Here is a 19,266-nt window from a genome sequence, read left to right on the forward strand (position 1 = left end):
GCCCTGTCGCTTTTCCTTATTCAGCCGTGATCGCGGTATATGGGTTCGCAATACCCAAAAGTGCAAGGACCTTCACTTCCATTTCTTCCATCGCCTCTGCGTCGGCATCGGAAATCTCGTGATCATAGCCTGCAAGGTGGAGCAATCCGTGGACGATTAGATGTGCGGTATGATCACGTACGGCCACGCCTTTCTCGCCCGCCTCGCGTGCACAGACGCCGTAAGCAAGAGCCACATCGCCCAGCATTTCCGGCGGGCCTTCGTCCGGATCGAGATGCACCAGATCGGTGCGCTCGAGCATCGGGAATGAGAGCACGTTGGTCGGCTTATCCTTGCCGCGCCAATCGGCATTGAGCGTTTGAATCGTGGCATCATCGGTAAACAGTACGCTGGTGACGAGCCGCGGATTGGCGAGTTCGGTCGCCACCTGCGCCGTCGCCAGCGCGGCAGAGGCGGTGAGATCTTCCCAGTCACCATCCGGCCAGTTTTCTATGTCGATTTCGAGTTCCATGGCGGCCTAGGGCGCGGCACCCTCGCCCTCATAAGCTTCGACAATCCGCCCAACAATCGGGTGGCGGACCACGTCGGCGGCGGTGAAGCGGGTCACGCCGATCCCTTCGACCCCTTCAAGGCGACCCACGGCATCGGCCAGGCCGCTCATCCGGTCGCCGCCGGGCAAGTCGACCTGGCGCGGATCGCCGCAGATGACCATGCGGCTGTTCTGGCCGAAGCGGGTGAGGAACATCTTCATCTGTTCCTTGGTGGTGTTCTGCGCCTCGTCGAGAATGACAAAGGCATCAGCCAGCGTGCGGCCGCGCATGAAGGCGATGGGGGCAATCTCGATTTCGCCGCTGGCAATGCGGCGGTCGACCTGCTCGGGCGGCATGCAGTCGTACAGCGCATCGTAAAGCGGGCGCAGGTACGGATCGACCTTCTCCTTCATATCACCGGGCAGGAAGCCGAGCTTTTCACCCGCCTCCACCGCAGGGCGCGAGAGGATCAGGCGCTGCACACTGCCGGTGATCAGCTGGCTGATTGCTTGAGCAACGGCCAGATAGGTTTTGCCTGTACCCGCTGGGCCAAGCGAGAAGATCACATCGCGGCTGGCAAGCAGGCGCATGTAGTCGCCCTGCATCGCGCTGCGCGGGCTGATCGTCTTTTTGCGGGTGCGGATCTGGATCGGCGGCAGCTTGGCGTCGCCTGTGATAATGCCGTCGAGAACAGGCTCGTCCGACATGTTGATCAGTGCATCGATAGCCCCCGCATCAAGCTCTTCACCTGCAACAAGTTTTTCGTGCATCTTGACGAGTACGTCCCTCGCACGGGCGACATCGTCAGCAGTTCCTTCGATCGCAACGCGGTCTCCCCGCGCGGCGATGAACACGCCAAGGCGGTTTTCAATCTGGACTAGGTTGGCGTCGAACTCTCCGAACAGAGCGCCTAGGACGGCCTGTTCGTCAAAACCCACTTCGATCCGGGCGCGGCGCGAATGATCGAGGCGTTCTTCTGGGTGAGCGATGGCGGCGGCTTGATCTCCGCCCTTTGTTGCTTTGCGGGCCATGCAGCTTGTGGCGAGTCCTTTCGATTGACTGACATGACTGTAGGCTGCTGACGAAGGGAAGCAATATCGGCCGGGTTTGTTTGCGGTGGAAAGTGCAGGTTCATCTTCGGGCTGGCACAAGTTACCGATGGATTTGAAATCTTTACCGCTCGCCGCGCTGGCTTTCTCCTTCGCACTGCCCCCGACTCACGTCCTGGCACAGGATGAAGAGCTGCACGAAGAAGCCACGCAGGACCCGCCCGAACAGGATGCCATCATCGTATCGGGCAATCTGCCCGAAGACAGCGACATTCGCGGTGCGGTGCGAGCGGTCATGCAGGAACGCGGCAATACCGATCCGATCCACCGCTATCTCGATCCGCTGTGTCTGCACGTGACGGGTATGAACGCGCAGTCGAATGCTTTCGTTCGTGCAAGAATGTTGGCCAACGCGGAAGAGGCAGAGATTGATCTGGGCGAGGAAGGCTGCACGGCCAATGCCATCGTATTCGTTGTGGCGGAGCCGGGCGAACTACTCGACCTGCTGCAAGAGCGCCAACCCTGGCTGTTGACCTCGGACGAACGCCGCCGTGTCGAGCATGAAGCGGGTGAGGGCGAACCGGTGCTCGTCTGGCACAACTTCGAAGATCGCTCTGCCCAGGGTAACCAGATTGCCCACAGTGCGACTGTGCCGGGCGCAGGCGGCAGTGCCACGCCGCTCAGCGTGAATGTGCGCGTGAACACGCAGGCCCGCCCGTCCAGATCGACTGCCACGCACAGTACCGCGGTCCAGAGCGGCGTGGTCGTGCTCGATATGGATTGGCTAGTGGGAATGGATCTCGAACGGATCAGCGATTTCGCGACGATGCGGCTGCTTGCACCGGGACTGGTCCCGTTCGGGCACGAATTCACCAGACCGACTTCGGTCACCTCGCCATTTATCGCCGAAGAAGGCGAGACTGAGATGACCCGCTTCGACCGCGCCTACCTCAGAGCACTGTATGGGTTGCAGCCCAACGCAGCAGCCAACCGCCTCCCTGCGGCGGTGTTGCGCGAATACGAGAGTGACGGTTAGGCGCTAACGCTTTCCAGCACGCGGCCCTGCAGCGAGCTTGGGCCGGCTTGGACCAGCTCCGCGCGGACCATGTCGCCGATCTGTAGGTCGGCATCGAAGAATACCGATTGCAGCCACGGCGACTTGCCGAGCATCTGCCCCGGGCGACGGCCCTTGCGTTCGATCAATACGTCGCAGGTCTTGCCCACGCTCGCCTCGTTGAAAGCGAGCTGGTCGCGGCCCAGCGCGGCCTGCAGGCGTTGCAGGCGCTCGTCCATCACTTCGAGCGGGATCTGGTCGTCCATGCTCGCGGCGGGAGTGCCGGGGCGGGGCGAGTACTTGAAGCTGAAGGCGGAGGCATAGCGCACGGCATCGACGATGCGCAGCGTGTCTTCGAATTCGGCGTCGGTTTCACCCGGAAAGCCGACGATGAAATCACCGCTGAGCGCGATATCAGGGCGCACTTCGCGGAAGCGGTCGAGCAGCTTGAGATAGCTTTCGGCCGTGTGGCTGCGGTTCATGGCCTTGAGCACGCGGTCGCTGCCGCTCTGCACGGGCAGGTGCAGGTAAGGCATCAGCTTGTCGACCTCGCCATGCGCGGCGATCAGCGCATCAGTCATGTCGTTGGGATGGCTGGTGGTGTAGCGGATACGCTTCAGGTCAGGCAGATCGGCGAGCGCATGGATCAGCCTTTCGAGGCCGACCGTGCGGCCCTTGTCATCCTCACCCGACCACGCGTTGACGTTCTGGCCCAGCAGCGTGATTTCGCGCGCTCCGGCATCAACCAGCTTTTTCGCTTCCTCGACCAGGTCGCTGTAAGGTCGCGAGATTTCCGCACCGCGGGTGTAGGGCACCACGCAATAGGTGCAGAACTTGTCGCACCCTTCCTGCACGGTGAGGAAGGAGGTGGGAGAAACACGGCGACGTGCGGGCAAGGCATCGAACTTCGCGTTTTCGGGCATGTCGGTGTCAGTGGTGCGTTCACCACGTGCGGCGCGGTCCACCATGTCACCCAGCCGGTGGTACGCCTGCGGGCCGACGACCATGCCGACGCCGGGAGACCGCTTCATGATCTCCTCACCCTCTGCCTGCGCCACGCAGCCCGCGACCGCAATCATCGGGTCCTTGCCGTGTTGGCGACCCGACTTCCGGATCCGGCCGATGTCCGAATAGACTTTCTCGGTCGCCTTCTCGCGAATGTGGCAGGTGTTGAGCACCACAAGGTCAGCATCCTCGCCCTCGGCCGCAGGGGTAATGCCCTTAGCCTCAAGCAATTCGCCCATCCGCTCGCCATCATAGACGTTCATCTGGCAGCCGAAGCTTTTGACCCGGTAGGTCTTGGGAGTGTCAGTCGGTTTCATGATGTGGGCGCCCTTAAGGCAAAATTGCGCGCAGTTAAAGCATCGCCTCGCGCACTGCCCTCTGCGCGGCGGCGGTCATGGTCTTGCGGTTGGTCAGCTCTTCACCCGAAAGCGGCGTGAGGAAATGCACCGTCAGCCGCACCGGCTTCACACGAGAGAGTATGCGCTTGAAGTTGTCGAGGCCGGGTTCGTCGCCCACCCAGCTGACATCGGGCGCGTCGTGGTATTCGAGAAGAACCGGCTGGACCACAGCGCCTACGGGCAGTGGCTCCAGCGCGCCGAGCAGTGATGACTTGAACGGCAGCAGGTTGGCGGTGCCATCGCTGGTCGTGCCTTCGGGGAACAGCGTAAGCGTACCGTCGCCCGACATAGCCTCACGGATATCATTGGCCTGGTTGCTCACATCGGTGCGTTTGTGACGTGCGATGAACACCGTGTCGTTCATGTCGCACAGCCATTTGAGCAGGCCAAACTGCGCCAGCCCATCATGCGCGACAAAGGCACTATTGGCAGCATGCGAGAGCGCGGGGATGTCCATCCAGCTGACATGATTGGCAAGCAGCAGTGCGTTGGGCACACGTTTGCCCTTGCGTTTCAGGTCGATCCCGGCGGCCAGGCTTATGCCAGTCAAAAAAACGCGCGGCCACATGCGCCTGAGGCCCAGCAGCCTCCATAGGTAATGGAGCGGGACGCATATCAGTACCAGCATCAGCATCAGCAGAATGCGAAAGATGATCAGCATGTACCCCAGCGGGGAAATCCGCAGTTCGGGATAGGTGACGGTAGGAGCCATCAGGCTGGGCTCAGCTCTTTTCTTCGCGGTCCAGACGGACAGCGTAGAGCTCCATGCGGTGGTCGACCAGGCGGTATCCCAGCTTTTCGGCGATCTGGCGTTGCAGTGCTTCCAATTCGGGGTCGACGAACTCAACGACCTTGCCCGTTTCCACATCGATCAGATGATCGTGATGCGCCTCGGGAGCAGCTTCATAGCGGGCGCGACCATCGCCGAAATCGTGCCGGTCTAGAATGCCGGCTTCTTCGAACAGGCGCACCGTGCGATAGACTGTGGCGATGGAGATACCCGGATCAACCGCGGATGCGCGTTCGTGTACCTTTTCGACATCAGGGTGATCGTCGCTCTCGGACAGGACCTTGGCGATCACGCGACGCTGGTCGGTGATCCGCAAACCGCGTTCTGCACAAAGAGCTTCGAGATCGATCATCGCTTTAGTTTTGGCCTGCCTTGGCTGAAATTCAATCCCTGAAACGGGAAACGCCTCGCTGCCATAGGGTGGCGAGGCGTTTCACTCAAGCATCCTCCCGAGCTAAACTTCGGGACAATTCAATCGACCATGTCGATCAAAGGGCCATCACTTCTTCTTTTTCTTGGGGCTTTCACCCGGCTTGCGCCCCAGGCCGATCTTCTTTGCCAGCTGGCGGCGCTTCTCGGCATAGGCCGGCGCGACCAGCGGATAATCGGCGGGCAGGTTCCAGCGCTCGCGGTATTCTTCGGGCGTCATGCCGTGGTCGGTCATCAGGTGGCGCTTCAGCATCTTCATCTTCTTGCCGTCTTCCAGGCAAACGACATGATCCTGCTTTACCGAAGCGCGGATCGAAACGGCGGGTTCGGGCCGTTCCTGCTCTGTGGTCTTCTGGCCGAGACCGGACAATGCGCCGTAGACATTCTCGATCAGGGTGGGGACGTCGTCGACCTCCACATTGTTGTTGGCGACATGCGCGGTGACGATATCCGCCGTCAGTTCGATCAGCAGTTCATTATCGCCATTATCATTGGTATTCATTGGTGCCTCTATTTTGCGAGCCCGAGAAGGGTGGCAGCATCGTCCATCGCGCCGCCTTGGTGGCCGTGCCTTGGCGCAATCACGTGATGGTCACAACCGGCAATTCTGGCAAATTGAAGGCGCACGTGTTTCGGCCATTGTAATTGCACGATGAATTATTTGGTCGCGATTTAAGAGAGCGTGCAGGCGAAAGTAATCGCGTCGATCGGGCCACCAACAGCGCCGCGATAATAGCCCTTGCGAAGGCCGACCTGCTCAAACCCGAACTGGCGATAGAGGTGCTCGGCAGGATTGCCCGCACGCATTTCCAGAAACACCCGCGCCGTGCCCCGCGCCTTTGCGGCGGAAAGGAAGTCTCGCATCAGCTGCTTGCCCACGCCTTGCCCGCGAAAATCGGGCCTAACGGCGATCAGCAGCAATTCTTCTTCGTCTGCCGCGCTGCGCGAGAGCGTGAAACCCGATGTCTTGCCAGCGTCAACAGGCTCTTCCCCGCTTCGGCCGCTGAGAACGTAATGCGTGTTGGGCGTGGTGAGCGCATCGCTCACCTGCCGCCGCGTCCAGGCCTCGCCAAACGAGTGGTCGAATGCTTCTTGCATCACCGCCATGATCGCATCGACAGGATCGTCCATCAGGCTTCACCCCTCATGACTCACCGGGTTTCTTGGCATCGGGCGCGCGGCCATAGATCGGGGTGAGACCGGTGGTCAGCCGGGTCTCGTGCAACATATACGCCTTGCGCGCATCGGGCAGCATGTTGAGCGCCATTGTGTCGCCGCCAATCAGCTCTGCCAGCTCGTTCGCACGATTGCCGGCGATCACTTTGTGTTGTGCGAACCTGGCGGCCTCTTCCGGCGCAAGCGAGCGAACTTCGCCATCGACCTGTGTGCCATTGGCAAAGTTCTGCACAAACCATTCGCCATGCCCGCCATTCATGCAAACGGTGACGGGGCGCGGTGTGGGTTGCCAGGTGCGCGCCGCGACCAGCGACAAGGTGGGATAGCCGAGCACTTCTGCACCCCAGGCAAGGCCCAACGCGCGCGCAGTTGCAAGCCCGATCCGCACGCCGGTGAAACTGCCGGGGCCGAGCGAAACGAGAATGCGGTCCGCGCGGCCCTTGTCGGGCAGTTCGGCGATCATCGGCACGAGCCGTTCTGCGTGTCCGCGGCCCAGCACTTCGTACCGGCCGTCGAGCAGGCTCGACCCGTTAAACAGCGCTGCCGAGCAAGCCTCGGTCGCGCATTCTATCGCTAAAGTCTTCACGCCTCTTCTTTGGCGGATCAGACGACTTTGTTGAAGGTATCAAATTCCGGGCGTGGGCTGCGGTCGAAGATCGATTCCGGATCGCCATAGCCGATCGAGCAGATCCAATCGGCGCGATAGCGCGGCTGGTCAGCGAAGAATTCGGCAGTGGTCTTGTCCTGATCAAAGCCGGACATCGGGCCGCAATCGAAGCCCAGCGCCCGCGCCGCAATCATCAGATAGGCGCCCTGCAGAACCGAGTTGCGGAAGGCGCTTTCCTTCCGTGCGGCCTCGTCACCTTCGAACCAGCTCTTCGCGTCGGTGTGCGGGAACAGCCACGGCAGCTGCTCGTGGAAATCGAGATCATATCCGATAATCACGGTAGCGGGTGCGGCAAGGATCTTCTCCTTGTTTCCTTCCATCGCGCAGTCGGCGAGCTTGGCTTTGGCTTCATCCGAGCGGACCCACACAAAGCGTCCCGGCTGCTGGTTGGCCGATGTAGGCCCCATTTTCATCAGGTCATAGATCGCTTGAATGTCTGCCTCGGTCACATCCTTGTCGAGCCAGCCGTTGTAACTGCGGGCATTGCGGAAAATGAGATCGAGTGCGGAATCGGAGAGCGTATCGGACATGAGGACCCTTTCGGGAGAGGACGTGGATGATGTAACTGTGTTCGCCCGTCTTAACGCGGGGGCGGTGATATTGTTCTCGGCCGGTAGCGCGATCAGGCTGCGCGGACTTCCTTCACCTCGGGAACGTAGTGCTTCAGCAGGCCTTCGATGCCGTGCTTGAGCGTTGCGGTCGAACTTGGGCAGCCCGAGCAGGCCCCCTGCATCTGCAGGTAGACCACGCCTTCGCGAAAACCCCGATACCTTATGTCCCCGCCATCGCTCGCAACCGCCGGGCGGACGCGGGTTTCGATGAGTTCGTTGATCTGGGCAACGATATCTTCGGTGCCCTCGTCATTGCCCATGTCGCTGGCGTCATCTTCCGGCGGGACGGCAAATCCGCTGGCATCGCCACCTGCAAACAGCGGCGCTTCGGACACGAAGTGGTCGAGCAGGACGGCGACAACCTGCGGTTTCAGGTCGCTCCATGAAACACCGGGTGCTGCGGTGACCGAGACAAAATCTGCGCCGAAGAACACGCCGGTCACTTCGCCCGTATCGAACAGCGCCTGCGCCAACGGGCTGGCCTCGGCATCTTCGGGCGTCGCAAAATCGCGGGTGCCGCTCTTCATCACTTCCCGCCCGGGAAGGAACTTCAGCGTGGACGGGTTGGGCGTTGTTTCGGTCTCGATAAACATGGCTGTGAATGTAGGATCGGGCAGGTCGTGCGGCAAGGACAGAAAAAGGCGGGGGTGGCGCGAGCAATTCTTCACGCCTATTCACCGGACCTTCATTCCTTGGCCAGCTAATGGGGCCCCATGACCTTTATTGCTCGCGCGGTTCGCGCCTTTCTGCCCGTCGCCATCGTCTCTTCACTGGCGGCTCCGCTGCCCGCACTGGCGCAATTTTGCACAATACAAGCGACTGCCGAGGATACCCCGGAATATGCCCGGCCGGATGATCCGTGGATCTATCGCGGCACGGATATCCCGGTGGACGAGGAATGGCTGTTCGGTGAAATGCCCAATGGCGTGCGCTATGCCGTACGTCAGAACGGTGTGCCGCCATGTCAGGCCAGCCTGCGCGTCCGGATCGACGCGGGCTCATTGCACGAGGAAGACAGCGAGCGCGGCTTTGCCCACCTGCTCGAACATATGATTTTCCGCGAGAGCGCGACCTTCGGCCCGGGCGAGGCAATCCCCCATTTCCAGCGTCTTGGAGCAAGCTTTGGTTTCGATACCAACGCGACGACCAGCCCGACCGCGACGACCTATAACCTCAACCTGCCCAATGCGAACCGTGAAACGCTGGATGACAGCGTACGGCGTTTTGCAGGCATGGTGATTGCGCCCATCCTCTCTGAAGAGAACTTGGCACAGGACGTGCCGATTGTGCTCTCGGAGCGCCGCGAGCAGGCAGGTCCGCAACGCCGCGTGGCGGAACGTACAACCGCGACCTTGTTCGCCGGACAACGACTTGCCGAACGCAGCCCGATCGGCACAGTTGAAACGCTTGAAGGTGCAACCGCTGCAGCAGTACAGGCGTTTCACACCCGTTGGTATCGCCCGGAAAACGCCGTTGTAGTGCTGGTTGGCGATGCCGACCCGCAGGTTCTCGCCGCCACGGTAGAGCGCCATTTCCGCGACTGGCAGGGCTCGGGTCCGCTGACCCCGGCGCCAGACTTCGGTGATCCGGTGGCGCCCGCAGGTGCCGATCCCGAAAATCCAGTCGGCGAAGTCGACGTGATCGTGGAGGCCGGCCAGCCGCGTGCGCTCACCTACGCGATCATGCGTCCGTGGGTCGAAGTGGTCGACAACCTTGAATACAATCGCGGCAACTTGCTGATGGATGTGGCGGCAGAGGTCGTAAACCGCCGCCTTGAAAACCGCGCACGCTCAGGCGGATCGTTTCTGTTTGCCGGTATCGGGCGGGAGAAGATCAGCCGTTCGGCCGACGCGACTTTCGTAACCTACGCTCCGCTGACCGAAGATTGGGAACCCGCGCTCGCCGATGTGCGCAGCGTTATCGCCGATGCGCTGGCCGAGCCGCCCTCTCAAGCCGAGATAAACCAGGCCGTGTCGCGCTTCGATGTCGCCTTCGTCGACATGGTTGAACAGTCGCGCATCCAGGCAGGCTCTTCGCTGGCCGATCAGGTTGTCGGCGCTGTCGACATCCGAGAAGCCATTGCGAGCCCTGAGACCTTCCTTGAAGTGTTTCGCTCCATCGCCCCGCGCTTCACGCCGGACGACGTGCTTGCCGCGACGCAACGCCTGTTTGAAGGCGATGTGATCCGCGCTGTGCTGATGACGCCTGCACCGGGCGAGGCGACCGAGATGGAACTGCGCGCCGCGCTCGAGACGTCTGCCATCGCGAATGGCCTGGCACGCGATAACCGCGAGGCGATCAATTTTGCCGACCTTCCGCCGATTGGCGAACCCGCAACGGTGGTCAATCGCCAGCCGATCGGTATCCTTGATATCGAGCAACTGACGTTCGAGAACGGCGTTCGTGCGCTCACCATGCAGCGCACCAATGAACCGGGCCGTGTGACCGTGCGTGTGCGTTTCGGAGCAGGCTGGCGCGGGATCGAGGATGACGAGGCGGCCTACGCGACACTCGCCCCGATCGCGCTCATCAATTCCGGCATCGGAGAGCTTGACCAGAATGATCTCGACAATCTCGCTGCGCAACTGAAGGTCAGTTTCGATTTCAGCATCGAAGATGGCGTGTTCGTGTTCGAAGGACTGACCCGCCGCGAAGACCTGGAGGCACAGCTCTACCTCTTCGCCGGATTGCTCGCGATGCCAAGCTGGGACCCGGCACCGTTCGAACGCGCACAGGCATCCGCGCTGATCGCCTACGACAGCTATGGCCGCGATCCGAACGGCGTGCTCAATCGCGATCTCGACTGGTTGCTCAACAACCGCGATCCGCGCTTCATTACACCGACGCCCGAACAGATGCGCGCTGCAACGCCAGAAGGCTTCCGCGCAACATGGGAACGCCTGCTGGCGCAAGGCCAGATCGAAGTGGCGGTGTTCGGCGATATCGATCCCGACGCAACGGTGCGTGCGCTTGGCCGCACTTTCGGCGCGCTCGAACCGCGCCAACCGCTGCCGCGTGACGTTGCCAGCCGTGGGCGCAGCTTCCCTGAAGGCGGCCGTACACCCACTACGCTAACCCACGGCGGCGATGCCGATCAGGCAGCCGGTGTGATCGCATGGGAAACCGGCGGTGGTTCGGCAGGCATAGTGCAGAGCCGCAAGCTCGATCTGCTCGCACAGATATTCTCCAATCGTCTGCTCGATGGCCTGCGTGAACGCGCAGGGGCCGCCTATTCGCCGTTCGTGGCAAGCAACTGGCCGCTTGATACCAACAACGGCGGGGTGATCTTTGCGCTGGTGCAGATGGCCCCCGCGATCCTGCCCGCCTTCTTCGCTGAAGCCGAAGCACAGGCACAGGACCTGGCGACCAATGGCCCGACCGCGGACGAGCTGGAGCGTGCGGTTGAACCCGCGCGCCAGTATCTCAACCGTGCGCAGACCGGGCACACCTTCTGGCTCAACCAGGTGCAAGGTGCCGGTTTCGACCGCAACCGCCTGATCTATCTGCCGTCGATCTACCGCGACTATGACGAGGCGACGGTGGAGGAAATGCGCAGTCTGGCGCAGCGGTATCTGACCGGGCCGGGCTTCCGCTTGCAGGTCATGCCGGAGGCGGGCGCAAGCTCTGCTCCGGCAGCCAGCGGTCGGTAAGACGCCAAGGTCTTCTTCCCGGCGAAGCAGATAAGATTTCGCAAGTAACCTTTGCACCACCTTGCGTGGAACGGTAGTTGTGCCAATCTTCCCCGCATAACGAGTTGAAGTTTCCCGCCGGGGACGGGCTGATACTGGATTGAATTTGACCGTGGCACAGAACTGGACACCCGATAGCTGGCAGCAGACGCGCTTCACCGCGAAGCACCTGCCGCACTATGAGGACGCCGATGCGCTGAGCGATGCGACGCGCACGCTTGCCGGGTTCCCGCCGCTCGTCTTTGCCGGGGAAGCGCGCCGCCTGCGCGAGGATCTGGGCCGTGTGGCCATGGGACAATCGTTCTTGCTGCAAGGCGGTGACTGTGCAGAGAGCTTTGCCGAGTTTTCGCCTAACAATATCCGCGATACCTTCCGCGTGATCCTGCAGATGGCAGCGGTGCTGACCTTTGCCAGCAAGCTACCGGTTGTGAAGCTTGGGCGGATGGCGGGGCAATTCGCCAAGCCGCGCAGCTCGGATACCGAAACACAAGGTGATCTGACGCTGCCGAGCTACTTCGGAGACAACGTCAACGGGATCGAATTCTCGCCCGAAAGCCGCGTCAACGATCCGCAGCGGATGGTGAAGGCGTACAATCAGTCCGCCGCGACGCTCAATCTGCTACGTGCGTTCGCCGGTGGCGGCTATGCGAACCTGCGCGAAGTGCAGAAGTGGACGCTCGATTTCATGGGCCGCAGCCCGTGGGCGGATAAGTATCAGGATATCGCCAACCGTATCGGCGAAGCGCTTGATTTCATGGAAGCTTGCGGCGTCGACATTATCGACGATCCGCACCTGAAGGGCACCAGCTTCTACACCAGTCATGAGGCGCTGCTGCTGCCTTACGAACAGGCGATGGCGCGGCAGGATTCGCTGACGGGTGAGTGGTATGACACCTCCGCCCACTTCCTGTGGATCGGTGATCGTACCCGCTTTGAAGACAGCGCGCATGTCGAATTCCTGCGCGGGGTGAACAACCCTATCGGCATCAAGTGCGGGCCGAGCCTCGATTCCGATGTGCTTTTGAAGTTGCTCGATGTGCTCAATCCCTCGCGCGATCCGGGCCGCATCACGCTGATAAGCCGCTTCGGGCACGACAAGGTGGAAAAGGGCCTGCCGCCGCTGGTGCGCGCGGTAACGCGTGAAGGCCAGCCGGTGGTGTGGAGTTGCGATCCGATGCACGGCAATGTCATCAAGGCGGATAGCGGCTACAAGACGCGACCATTTGAACGCATCCTTGCCGAAGTGCGCGGATTCTTCGCCGTCCATCGGGCAGAGGGCACCCATGCGGGCGGCATCCATCTGGAAATGACCGGGCAGGATGTGACCGAATGCACCGGCGGCGCGGTGGCGATCACCGATGAAGGGCTGAACGATCGCTATCACACGCATTGCGATCCGCGCCTCAACGCCGCGCAATCGCTGGAACTGGCCTTCCTGCTGGCAGAAATGCTCAACCTGGAACTTGGTGAAAGCGGCCGCGCGGCAGCCTGAGTAATGCCCACCGGAATGGTGGCGGGGTTGTAGGCAGTTCCACTTAGGTCGCCCGAGAGCGCGATCTTACCTATGTGCGGTAGCACCCCGATCTATGAACGATTGGGGACCATCTCCGGCGATCTGGCGCAACCTGCGTACGCCGCTGCTGTTCGGCTGCCTCTGGGCACTGCTGGCGGTCGGCAGCCTCGCCTTGCGCGACGGGCTGGGTGCTGCGCTGCTTATCTGGGCGCCGAGCGGCGTGGCGGTTGCCGCCTATCGTTACGCCCCCCGCAAAGACTGGCTACTCCTTTCTGGAACACTGTTCGCTTTCATGCTCGGCACCTCGCTTGTGATGGGTGGGGAGGCCTTGTCCGGATCGGCTTATACCCTTTCCAACCTTGTCCAGGCGGTTGTCTGCGCAACCCTGAGCCTGCGGGTTCTGGGGAGCCGTACAGCGCAGCCGCGCGGCATTCGCGATGTGGCGGGCCTGCTTGGCGCTGCAGCGGTGAGCTGCCTGATCGGTGCGCTGATTGCTCTGCCGTTTCGCGCAGATCAGGCGCTCGCCGAATTTGCCTGGTGGTTCCTCGCGAACATTATCAGCATTCTGATTATTACACCCATTCTTCTGCACGCCGGGAGCGTGATCAGTCGGGCGCGAGCAGGAGCCGAAGTGTTTCTCGACCGCGATCTCACCCTCGGCCTGATCGGTTGTGCAGCGCTCTGTTTGCTCGCGCTGACACTCGAAGGCGTTTCGCTCATGCCGCTGCTGGTCGCTGCGATGGTGTGGATGGCAGTGCGGTATGGCAATGCCGCCATCCATTTCACTCTGCTCAGCTATGTCGCAGTGGCCACAATGCTCAGCCTGGGTGGAGAGAATCCGGTTTCGTTCATCGCCGTCACGCGTGCCGAGGGCGTCTTGCTGATCCAGAGCTGGCTGGTGACGCTTCTCGCCACCGCGCTACCCATTTCATCGATGCTGATGAAGCGAGATGAGCTGCAGTTTGAACTGATCCGGCGCAATGCCGGTATGCATGAAAACCTGATGCTGCTCGACCTGGCCGAACAGATGGCGGGTATCGGGCGCTGGCGCATGGATCTGGTCACCGGAGAGCAGGAATGGTCGCAGCGCATGCTGCAGATGAACGGCCTGCCCGCCGATCTTTCCCCCGATCCGGGCGATATCCGACATCTGCTGCCCGACAACGGGCGCGAGTTGATGACGCAGCTTTCCCGAAATCGCCATGAACGCGAACCCTTCACCTTTGATTACAAAGTCAAACCCCCGCGGTCGCCCGAACGGATCCTGCGCATTTCGGTGCTCAACGAATTCGATATGGCCGACCGCCGCATCGCGCTGTTCGGCATCGCGATGGACGTGACCGAGCAGGTGCACCGCGAACAGGCGCTCGATCTGGCGCGGGGGAGGGCGGTGCGATTGGCCGCAGAGGCACAGCAGCTCGCCAACACCGATCCGCTCACCAGCCTGCCCAACAGGCGATGCACTTTTGCGCGGCTGGAAAGCATGGTGGACGTCGCGAGCAAGCACGGCACGCCGCTCACCGCGATCATGTTCGATATCGACTTCTTCAAAGCCATCAATGACCGGCACGGTCACCAGACGGGCGACGAAGTTATCGTGCAAGTTGCAGAACTTGCGCGGCGTCAGGCGCGGCAAGGCGATCTGGTCGGCCGCATCGGCGGAGAGGAATTCGTGTGGCTGCTGCCGGGCATCGACAGTCGCGGAGCGAATGCCCTGGCGGAACGTCTTCGCTTATCGGTCGAACGCGGCATTGAAGGTTCTGCGCTGCCCAACGTGACCATCAGCATCGGTCTTTCGCAATTTGCCAAAGGCGATGATGGTGATGAAATGCTCGCTCGCGCGGATGCAGCGCTTTACGAAGCGAAGGAAGGTGGCCGCAACCAGGTGCGCCGCGCAGCCTGAAGCTGATGCGACAAGCATTTGCATCTCAAGGGTTTCAATCCGTGACGCTCTGCCCCATGTTGTCATCTCACTGTCCAGCCAGCCTTACGGAAAGACCTGTTGCCCGGAGCGTCCCCCAGCGAACATTCGACTGCCCATGACGGCGGTCTTGCTGCGCAATACCGGCATACCCGCACGCTGACCGAAAGCCTGCTGGAACTGCTGAGCGAGGCGGATGCGACGATTCAATCGATGGAAGATGCCTCGCCCGCCAAATGGCATGCTGCGCATACGACGTGGTTCTGGGAAACTTTTCTGCTGCGCGACCATGTGCAGGGGTACTCGCTCTTTAACGAGCGATATCCGTTCCTGTTCAACTCTTATTACGAAGCCGAGGGTGAGCGCATTCTGCGCGGCAAACGCGGCCTCATAAGCCGCCCGACGCTCACCGACGTACTGGATTGGCGGCACGCGGTGGACGCGGCGATGGAACAACTGTTCGACCAGCCCGAATGTGCGGACCTGATCGCGCTCGGCATTGCGCATGAACAGCAGCATATCGAACTGTTGCTGACCGATATCAAACACGCCTTCAGCAAGAATCCGCTGGACCCGGCCATGTGGAGCGAGGTGCCTGTGCCAGCGGAGCCACAACCCGATAGCTGGACCGAGTATCCCGGTGGCGTAGCCATGATCGGGCATCAGGGTGATGGCTTTGGCTTCGACAATGAAGGCCCGGCGCATCGCGTGCTGCTCGAACCCTTTGCGCTTGCTAGCCCGTTGGTGACCAATCGCGAGTGGGCCGAGTTCATTGCGGATGGCGGGTATTCCGATTATCGGTTGTGGCTGTCCGATGCATGGGCATGGCTGAGCCGCTGTAACATTACCGCGCCTCTCTATTGGCGTGATGACGAGCACTTCACCCACACCGGGTGGCAGGCTCGCGATCCTGACGCGCCCGTTGCGCATATCTCGTATTACGAAGCGGATGCCTTTGCCACATGGGCAGGGGCCAGATTGCCGACCGAGTTCGAATGGGAAGCCGTGGCGCAGGGTAGCGATGCAAGCGGTGGCAATCAGCTGGACAGGGCAGTAGCACCGTCACCGCAAGGCTCACAAAGCCTGTTCGGTGATGTCTGGCAATTCACTCGCTCAGCCTATCTCCCCTATCCGCGCTTCGCTCCGGCAGAGGGCGCGGTCGGCGAATACAACGGAAAGTTCATGGCCGGGCAGTGGGTGCTCAAGGGCGCAAGCTGCGCCACGGTGCGGGGCCACTCGCGCGCCAGCTACCGCAATTTCTTCTACCCCCAACAGCGCTGGCAGTTCACCGGACTGCGTCTCGCCAAGGATATTTGATGAGTAACACCAGCGATACACGCCTTGTCGATCTGGACGAGGACGGGGTCGACCGTGCCTTTCGCGCGGATGTTCTGGCGGGCCTGAAGCAGGCGCAAAAGGCTGTGCCTGCGCGCTGGTTCTATGACGAGCGCGGATCGCAGCTGTTCGAGGACATCACGCAGGTAGAGGAGTATTATCCCACCCGTGCGGAGACAGAGATCCTGCGTTCACGCGGTGGCGAATTTGCCGAGATGATCGGTGCGGGCCGTGCGGTGGTGGAGTTCGGTTCGGGCTCCTCGGTCAAAACGCCGCTCCTGCTCTCAGCTATCGAGCCCGGCGCTTACGTGCCGCTTGACATCTCGGGTGAATTCCTGCGCGCCGCCGCAGCGGACCTTTCGGCCAAGTTCCCCGGCTTGCCAGTGCATCCGGTGGAGGCCGATTTCACCAAGCGTGTCGACCTGCCCGATGCCGTGGTGGACATGCCAAAGCTCGGTTTCTTTCCCGGCTCCACCATCGGCAACATGGTGCCACGCACTGCGACCGACCTGCTGCGCAGTATGCGCGAAACGCTGGGTGACGAGGCGCTGCTGCTGATTGGCATGGACCTGATCAAGAGCCGCAAGGTGCTGGAAGCAGCCTACGACGATGCCGCAGGGGTCACCGCAGACTTCAACCTCAACCTGCTCACCCGCATCAATCGCGAACTGGGCGGTGACATCCCGGTCCAAAGCTTCCGCCACGAAGCCCGCTGGTCAGACACGTTCGCACGGATCGAGATGCATCTGGTGGCAACCGAGGATGTGCAGTTCACCGTATCGGGAGAGCGCTTCACTATGGCCGCCGGTGAAAGCATCCACACAGAGAACAGCCACAAATTCGGCAAGCGCAGCGGCAATATGCTGCTGCTAGCAGGCCACTGGACCCCCGTCGCGCGCTGGACCGACGAACAAGAGCGCTTCTCGCTGGTCCTCGCAAAGGCGACGATCAAACGGAGCGCTCCGTAACTGGCCGCATCGCAAATCCGGCCACGTTCGCTATATAGGGTTGCATGGACCTCGCTCCCGTCTTTGACCAACTGGCACTTTCGATCCGCGAGATTTCGAAATCCACGCTGCTAATGGCGGCAGTCGCAGCGATGGTTATGGGCGTCATCGGGTCTTTTGTGATCCGGCGTAGTCCCGCCATCGGCCGCTTGTTGCGGCTGGGCAGCACATTGACGCTCGTTGCCGTCCTCGTACTCGTCATCCTGCAGGTCTCGCGTCTCGACCCGCGCTTCTCGGTCGCACTGCCCGAGCTAGGCTTGCCCGAGCAGGTCGTCGAAGGCGAGGAAACACGCATCCCGCTGCATGTGGATGGGCACTATTGGCTGGAGGCTGAGGTGAACGGCCACCGTGCTGCTTTCCTGGTCGATACCGGTGCTACGCTCACTGCAGTGTCTGAAACGACCGCCGCTGCGGCGGGACTGGAAAAGCAGAACACCGGCGTTCCTGTGCGCTTGCAGACCGCCAATGGGACCGTCTCGGCCCATATGACGAACATCGATGAAATGCGCTTCGGCAATGTTGCCGCGCGGGGTCTGGATGCGGTGATCGCGCCCGGGCTCGGGCAGACCAATGTCATCGGTATGAACCTCTTGAGTCGTCTCGCATCGGTGCGCATCGAGCAAGGCGAGCTGATCCTCACTCCGCATAATCCCCAGCCAGCGCTCGAACAAAGCGAGTAGCACTTTGCAATTGATGCGGGGCTGAGGCAGGGCACAATCATGATACGGCGCGCATTGACCAATACCGGCTGGCTGATGGGCGCCAAGGCGATCAACGCCGTGCTCAGCCTCGTCTACCTGGCGATTGCGACGCGCGAACTGGGGCCTGAACGCTTTGGCATTTTCGTCATCGCGTTCACCTTCGCGCAGCTGGTGGTCGGCTTTTGCAGCTTCCAGACCTGGCAGAGCATTATCCGATGGGGGCAGGAGGATGATGGCCGCAAGACTGCGACCGGGTTTGCCCTCGCGTTGGATTCCATGACTATTGTCGTTGGCGCGATCCTATCCGCGCTGATCCTGTTCAACTTTCACGAGGTGCTGCTGCTTCCGGACAAGATGGTGGTGCCCACCTATCTGTTCACTCTCGCCTCGCTGCTTTCCATCCGCTCGACGCCAACGGGCTTACTGCGATTGCATGACCGGTATGACCGTGCAGCATTTGCCGATGCCACGACGAGTATCGTGCGTGCGGTCGGCGCGGGCGTCGTCGTGTTTGTGAAGCCGAGCATCCAGAGCTTCCTGATCGTGTGGGGCGCTGCAGAAGTCGCCACCGCTGCGATCTACTGGTGGCTCGCCGCACGGACCGAGCCGATCCACTGGCAGCGCTATAGCCTGATCCGCCTTCCGCGCGAGGCAAAGGCACGCGGCGAGAAGGTCTGGAGCTTTGCCATCGGTACCAGCCTGACCGGCATGCTCTCCATCGCCAGCCGGCAGCTTCTGGTCGTGCTCACCGGCATATTCGGTGGTGCTGCGCTGGCCGGTGTATACCGCGTGGCGAACCAGCTGGGAGACGGGCTGCTGAAGCTCGCTCAGGCGCTGCTGAAGGCGGTCTATCCCGAACTGGTGCGCAACCCTGATGTGGCGAAGGCGCTCACCGCGAAACTCACGAAGATTGCGATCTTCTCCGGGATCATCGTCGTCGGTTTCGGCATGCTGGCGGGTGAGTGGATCATCACCGCCATTGCCGGCCGCGAGTATCTCGCGGCCTTCGTGCCGATGATTGTGCTGGCGGGAGCCGCTTCGATAGAGCTGGCCGGAGCAAGCCTCGAAGCACTGCTCGTCGCGCGTGGCCATGCGATCCGTAACTTCCTGCTGCGCGGCATTCCGCTCGCGGCGGGTCTGATTGCTCTGCCGTGGCTGATCGACTGGTTTGGTGCAGTGGGCGCAGCGCTGGTTGTGCTGGGCACGAGCCTTGCCAGCGTGACCGGCTTTATCCTCGCTACGCGCGATCCGAAGGACGTCGATTTAGGGAAATAGTGGCTGGGGTGGCAGGGGCTAAAGTTGGACGCATGTTATCCCCATGGAACTCCTATATTCTCTTGTAAATCAGCCATTAGCGGACCACAAACTTGGCCCACAAAGCTGGCACACAG

At 61.5% G+C, this 19,266-nt stretch carries 18 protein-coding genes and 1 pseudogene; 8 read left to right on the forward strand and 11 right to left on the reverse strand.

The genetic code is table 11. The annotated features are described in order from the left end of the window. Positions 1-16: 16 nt before the first annotated feature. Both ybeY and OOZ52_RS09235 read right to left on the reverse strand, forming a co-directional pair. On the reverse strand, positions 17-511 hold the full coding sequence (ybeY, locus tag OOZ52_RS09230; RefSeq protein WP_274698220.1) for an rRNA maturation RNase YbeY: 495 nt from the start codon (positions 509-511) through the stop codon (positions 17-19). A gap of 6 nt (positions 512-517) precedes the next feature. Further along, positions 518-1,561 carry a PhoH family protein gene (locus OOZ52_RS09235; RefSeq protein WP_274698221.1) on the reverse strand — a complete coding sequence of 348 codons (1,044 nt, stop codon included), beginning with the start codon at positions 1,559-1,561 and terminating at the stop codon, positions 518-520. Between the two features lie 127 nt (positions 1,562-1,688). On the opposite strand from OOZ52_RS09235, the gene OOZ52_RS09240 reads away from it, so the two are divergent. Continuing rightward, positions 1,689-2,615 (forward strand): hypothetical protein, encoded by a 927-nt coding sequence (locus OOZ52_RS09240; protein WP_274698222.1) that lies wholly within the window; start codon positions 1,689-1,691, stop codon positions 2,613-2,615. On the opposite strand, the gene miaB is transcribed toward OOZ52_RS09240, so the two are convergent. From miaB to OOZ52_RS09280, 8 genes are all read right to left on the reverse strand, one after another. Further along, positions 2,612-3,955 carry a tRNA (N6-isopentenyl adenosine(37)-C2)-methylthiotransferase MiaB gene (miaB, locus tag OOZ52_RS09245; protein ID WP_274698223.1) on the reverse strand — a complete coding sequence of 448 codons (1,344 nt, stop codon included), beginning with the start codon at positions 3,953-3,955 and terminating at the stop codon, positions 2,612-2,614. The two genes, OOZ52_RS09240 and miaB, sit on opposite strands and share 4 nt — an antisense overlap. Positions 3,956-3,989: 34 nt before the next feature. Beyond that, entirely contained in the window at positions 3,990-4,748 is a 759-nt protein-coding gene (locus OOZ52_RS09250; protein WP_274698224.1) for a lysophospholipid acyltransferase family protein, read from the reverse strand. Positions 4,749-4,758: 10 nt separating this feature from the next. Next, complete coding sequence (locus tag OOZ52_RS09255) at positions 4,759-5,178, reverse strand: Fur family transcriptional regulator (RefSeq protein ID WP_274698225.1); 420 nt, start codon at positions 5,176-5,178, stop codon at positions 4,759-4,761. A gap of 147 nt (positions 5,179-5,325) precedes the next feature. Then, on the reverse strand, positions 5,326-5,757 hold the full coding sequence (locus OOZ52_RS09260) for a MucR family transcriptional regulator (protein ID WP_274698226.1): 432 nt from the start codon (positions 5,755-5,757) through the stop codon (positions 5,326-5,328). Between the two features lie 170 nt (positions 5,758-5,927). Continuing rightward, entirely contained in the window at positions 5,928-6,386 is a 459-nt protein-coding gene (locus OOZ52_RS09265) for a GNAT family N-acetyltransferase (protein ID WP_274698227.1), read from the reverse strand. A 13-nt stretch (positions 6,387-6,399) separates the two neighbouring features. After that, positions 6,400-7,017 (reverse strand): tRNA (adenosine(37)-N6)-threonylcarbamoyltransferase complex dimerization subunit type 1 TsaB, encoded by a 618-nt coding sequence (tsaB, locus tag OOZ52_RS09270; RefSeq protein ID WP_274698228.1) that lies wholly within the window; start codon positions 7,015-7,017, stop codon positions 6,400-6,402. A 17-nt stretch (positions 7,018-7,034) separates the two neighbouring features. Continuing rightward, a complete protein-coding gene (locus tag OOZ52_RS09275; protein WP_274698229.1) occupies positions 7,035-7,628 on the reverse strand; it encodes a malonic semialdehyde reductase in 594 nt (197 codons plus the stop codon). A gap of 92 nt (positions 7,629-7,720) precedes the next feature. Then, positions 7,721-8,302 (reverse strand): NifU family protein, encoded by a 582-nt coding sequence (locus tag OOZ52_RS09280; RefSeq protein ID WP_274698230.1) that lies wholly within the window; start codon positions 8,300-8,302, stop codon positions 7,721-7,723. A 120-nt stretch (positions 8,303-8,422) separates the two neighbouring features. Here OOZ52_RS09280 and OOZ52_RS09285 point away from each other — a divergent pair, with 120 nt between their 5' ends. Together OOZ52_RS09285 and OOZ52_RS09290 are read left to right on the forward strand one after the other, a co-directional pair. Further along, positions 8,423-11,359, forward strand: coding sequence for a M16 family metallopeptidase (locus tag OOZ52_RS09285; RefSeq protein WP_274698231.1), 2,937 nt, complete (start codon positions 8,423-8,425; stop codon positions 11,357-11,359). Positions 11,360-11,510: 151 nt separating this feature from the next. Further along, a complete protein-coding gene (locus OOZ52_RS09290; protein ID WP_274698232.1) occupies positions 11,511-12,890 on the forward strand; it encodes a class II 3-deoxy-7-phosphoheptulonate synthase in 1,380 nt (459 codons plus the stop codon). Here OOZ52_RS09290 and OOZ52_RS12840 read toward each other — a convergent pair. After that, positions 12,875-12,976: pseudogene (locus OOZ52_RS12840) on the reverse strand (hypothetical protein); the annotation flags it as partial. The gene OOZ52_RS09290 and the pseudogene OOZ52_RS12840 sit on opposite strands and share 16 nt — an antisense overlap. Before the next feature lie 8 nt (positions 12,977-12,984). Here OOZ52_RS12840 and OOZ52_RS09295 point away from each other — a divergent pair. The 5 genes from OOZ52_RS09295 to OOZ52_RS09315 all read left to right on the forward strand — a co-directional run bounded on the left by OOZ52_RS09295 (position 12,985) and on the right by OOZ52_RS09315 (position 19,150). Beyond that, positions 12,985-14,814, forward strand: coding sequence for a sensor domain-containing diguanylate cyclase (locus tag OOZ52_RS09295; protein ID WP_274698233.1), 1,830 nt, complete (start codon positions 12,985-12,987; stop codon positions 14,812-14,814). A 99-nt stretch (positions 14,815-14,913) separates the two neighbouring features. Next, entirely contained in the window at positions 14,914-16,149 is a 1,236-nt protein-coding gene (gene egtB / locus OOZ52_RS09300; protein WP_274698234.1) for an ergothioneine biosynthesis protein EgtB, read from the forward strand. Further along, positions 16,149-17,135, forward strand: a complete 987-nt coding sequence (gene egtD / locus OOZ52_RS09305; RefSeq protein WP_274698235.1) for an L-histidine N(alpha)-methyltransferase — start codon at positions 16,149-16,151, stop codon at positions 17,133-17,135. Before egtB ends, egtD begins: the two co-directional genes overlap by 1 nt. A gap of 44 nt (positions 17,136-17,179) precedes the next feature. Beyond that, a complete protein-coding gene (locus tag OOZ52_RS09310) occupies positions 17,180-17,854 on the forward strand; it encodes a retropepsin-like aspartic protease family protein (RefSeq protein ID WP_274698236.1) in 675 nt (224 codons plus the stop codon). Between the two features lie 39 nt (positions 17,855-17,893). After that, positions 17,894-19,150: a lipopolysaccharide biosynthesis protein gene (locus OOZ52_RS09315; RefSeq protein WP_274698237.1), complete on the forward strand. Its 1,257-nt coding sequence runs from the start codon at positions 17,894-17,896 to the stop codon at positions 19,148-19,150. The last annotated feature ends 116 nt before the right edge of the window (positions 19,151-19,266 follow it).

The sequence above is a fragment of the Aurantiacibacter sp. D1-12 genome (assembly GCF_028858515.1).
GTDB lineage: Bacteria > Pseudomonadota > Alphaproteobacteria > Sphingomonadales > Sphingomonadaceae > Alteraurantiacibacter.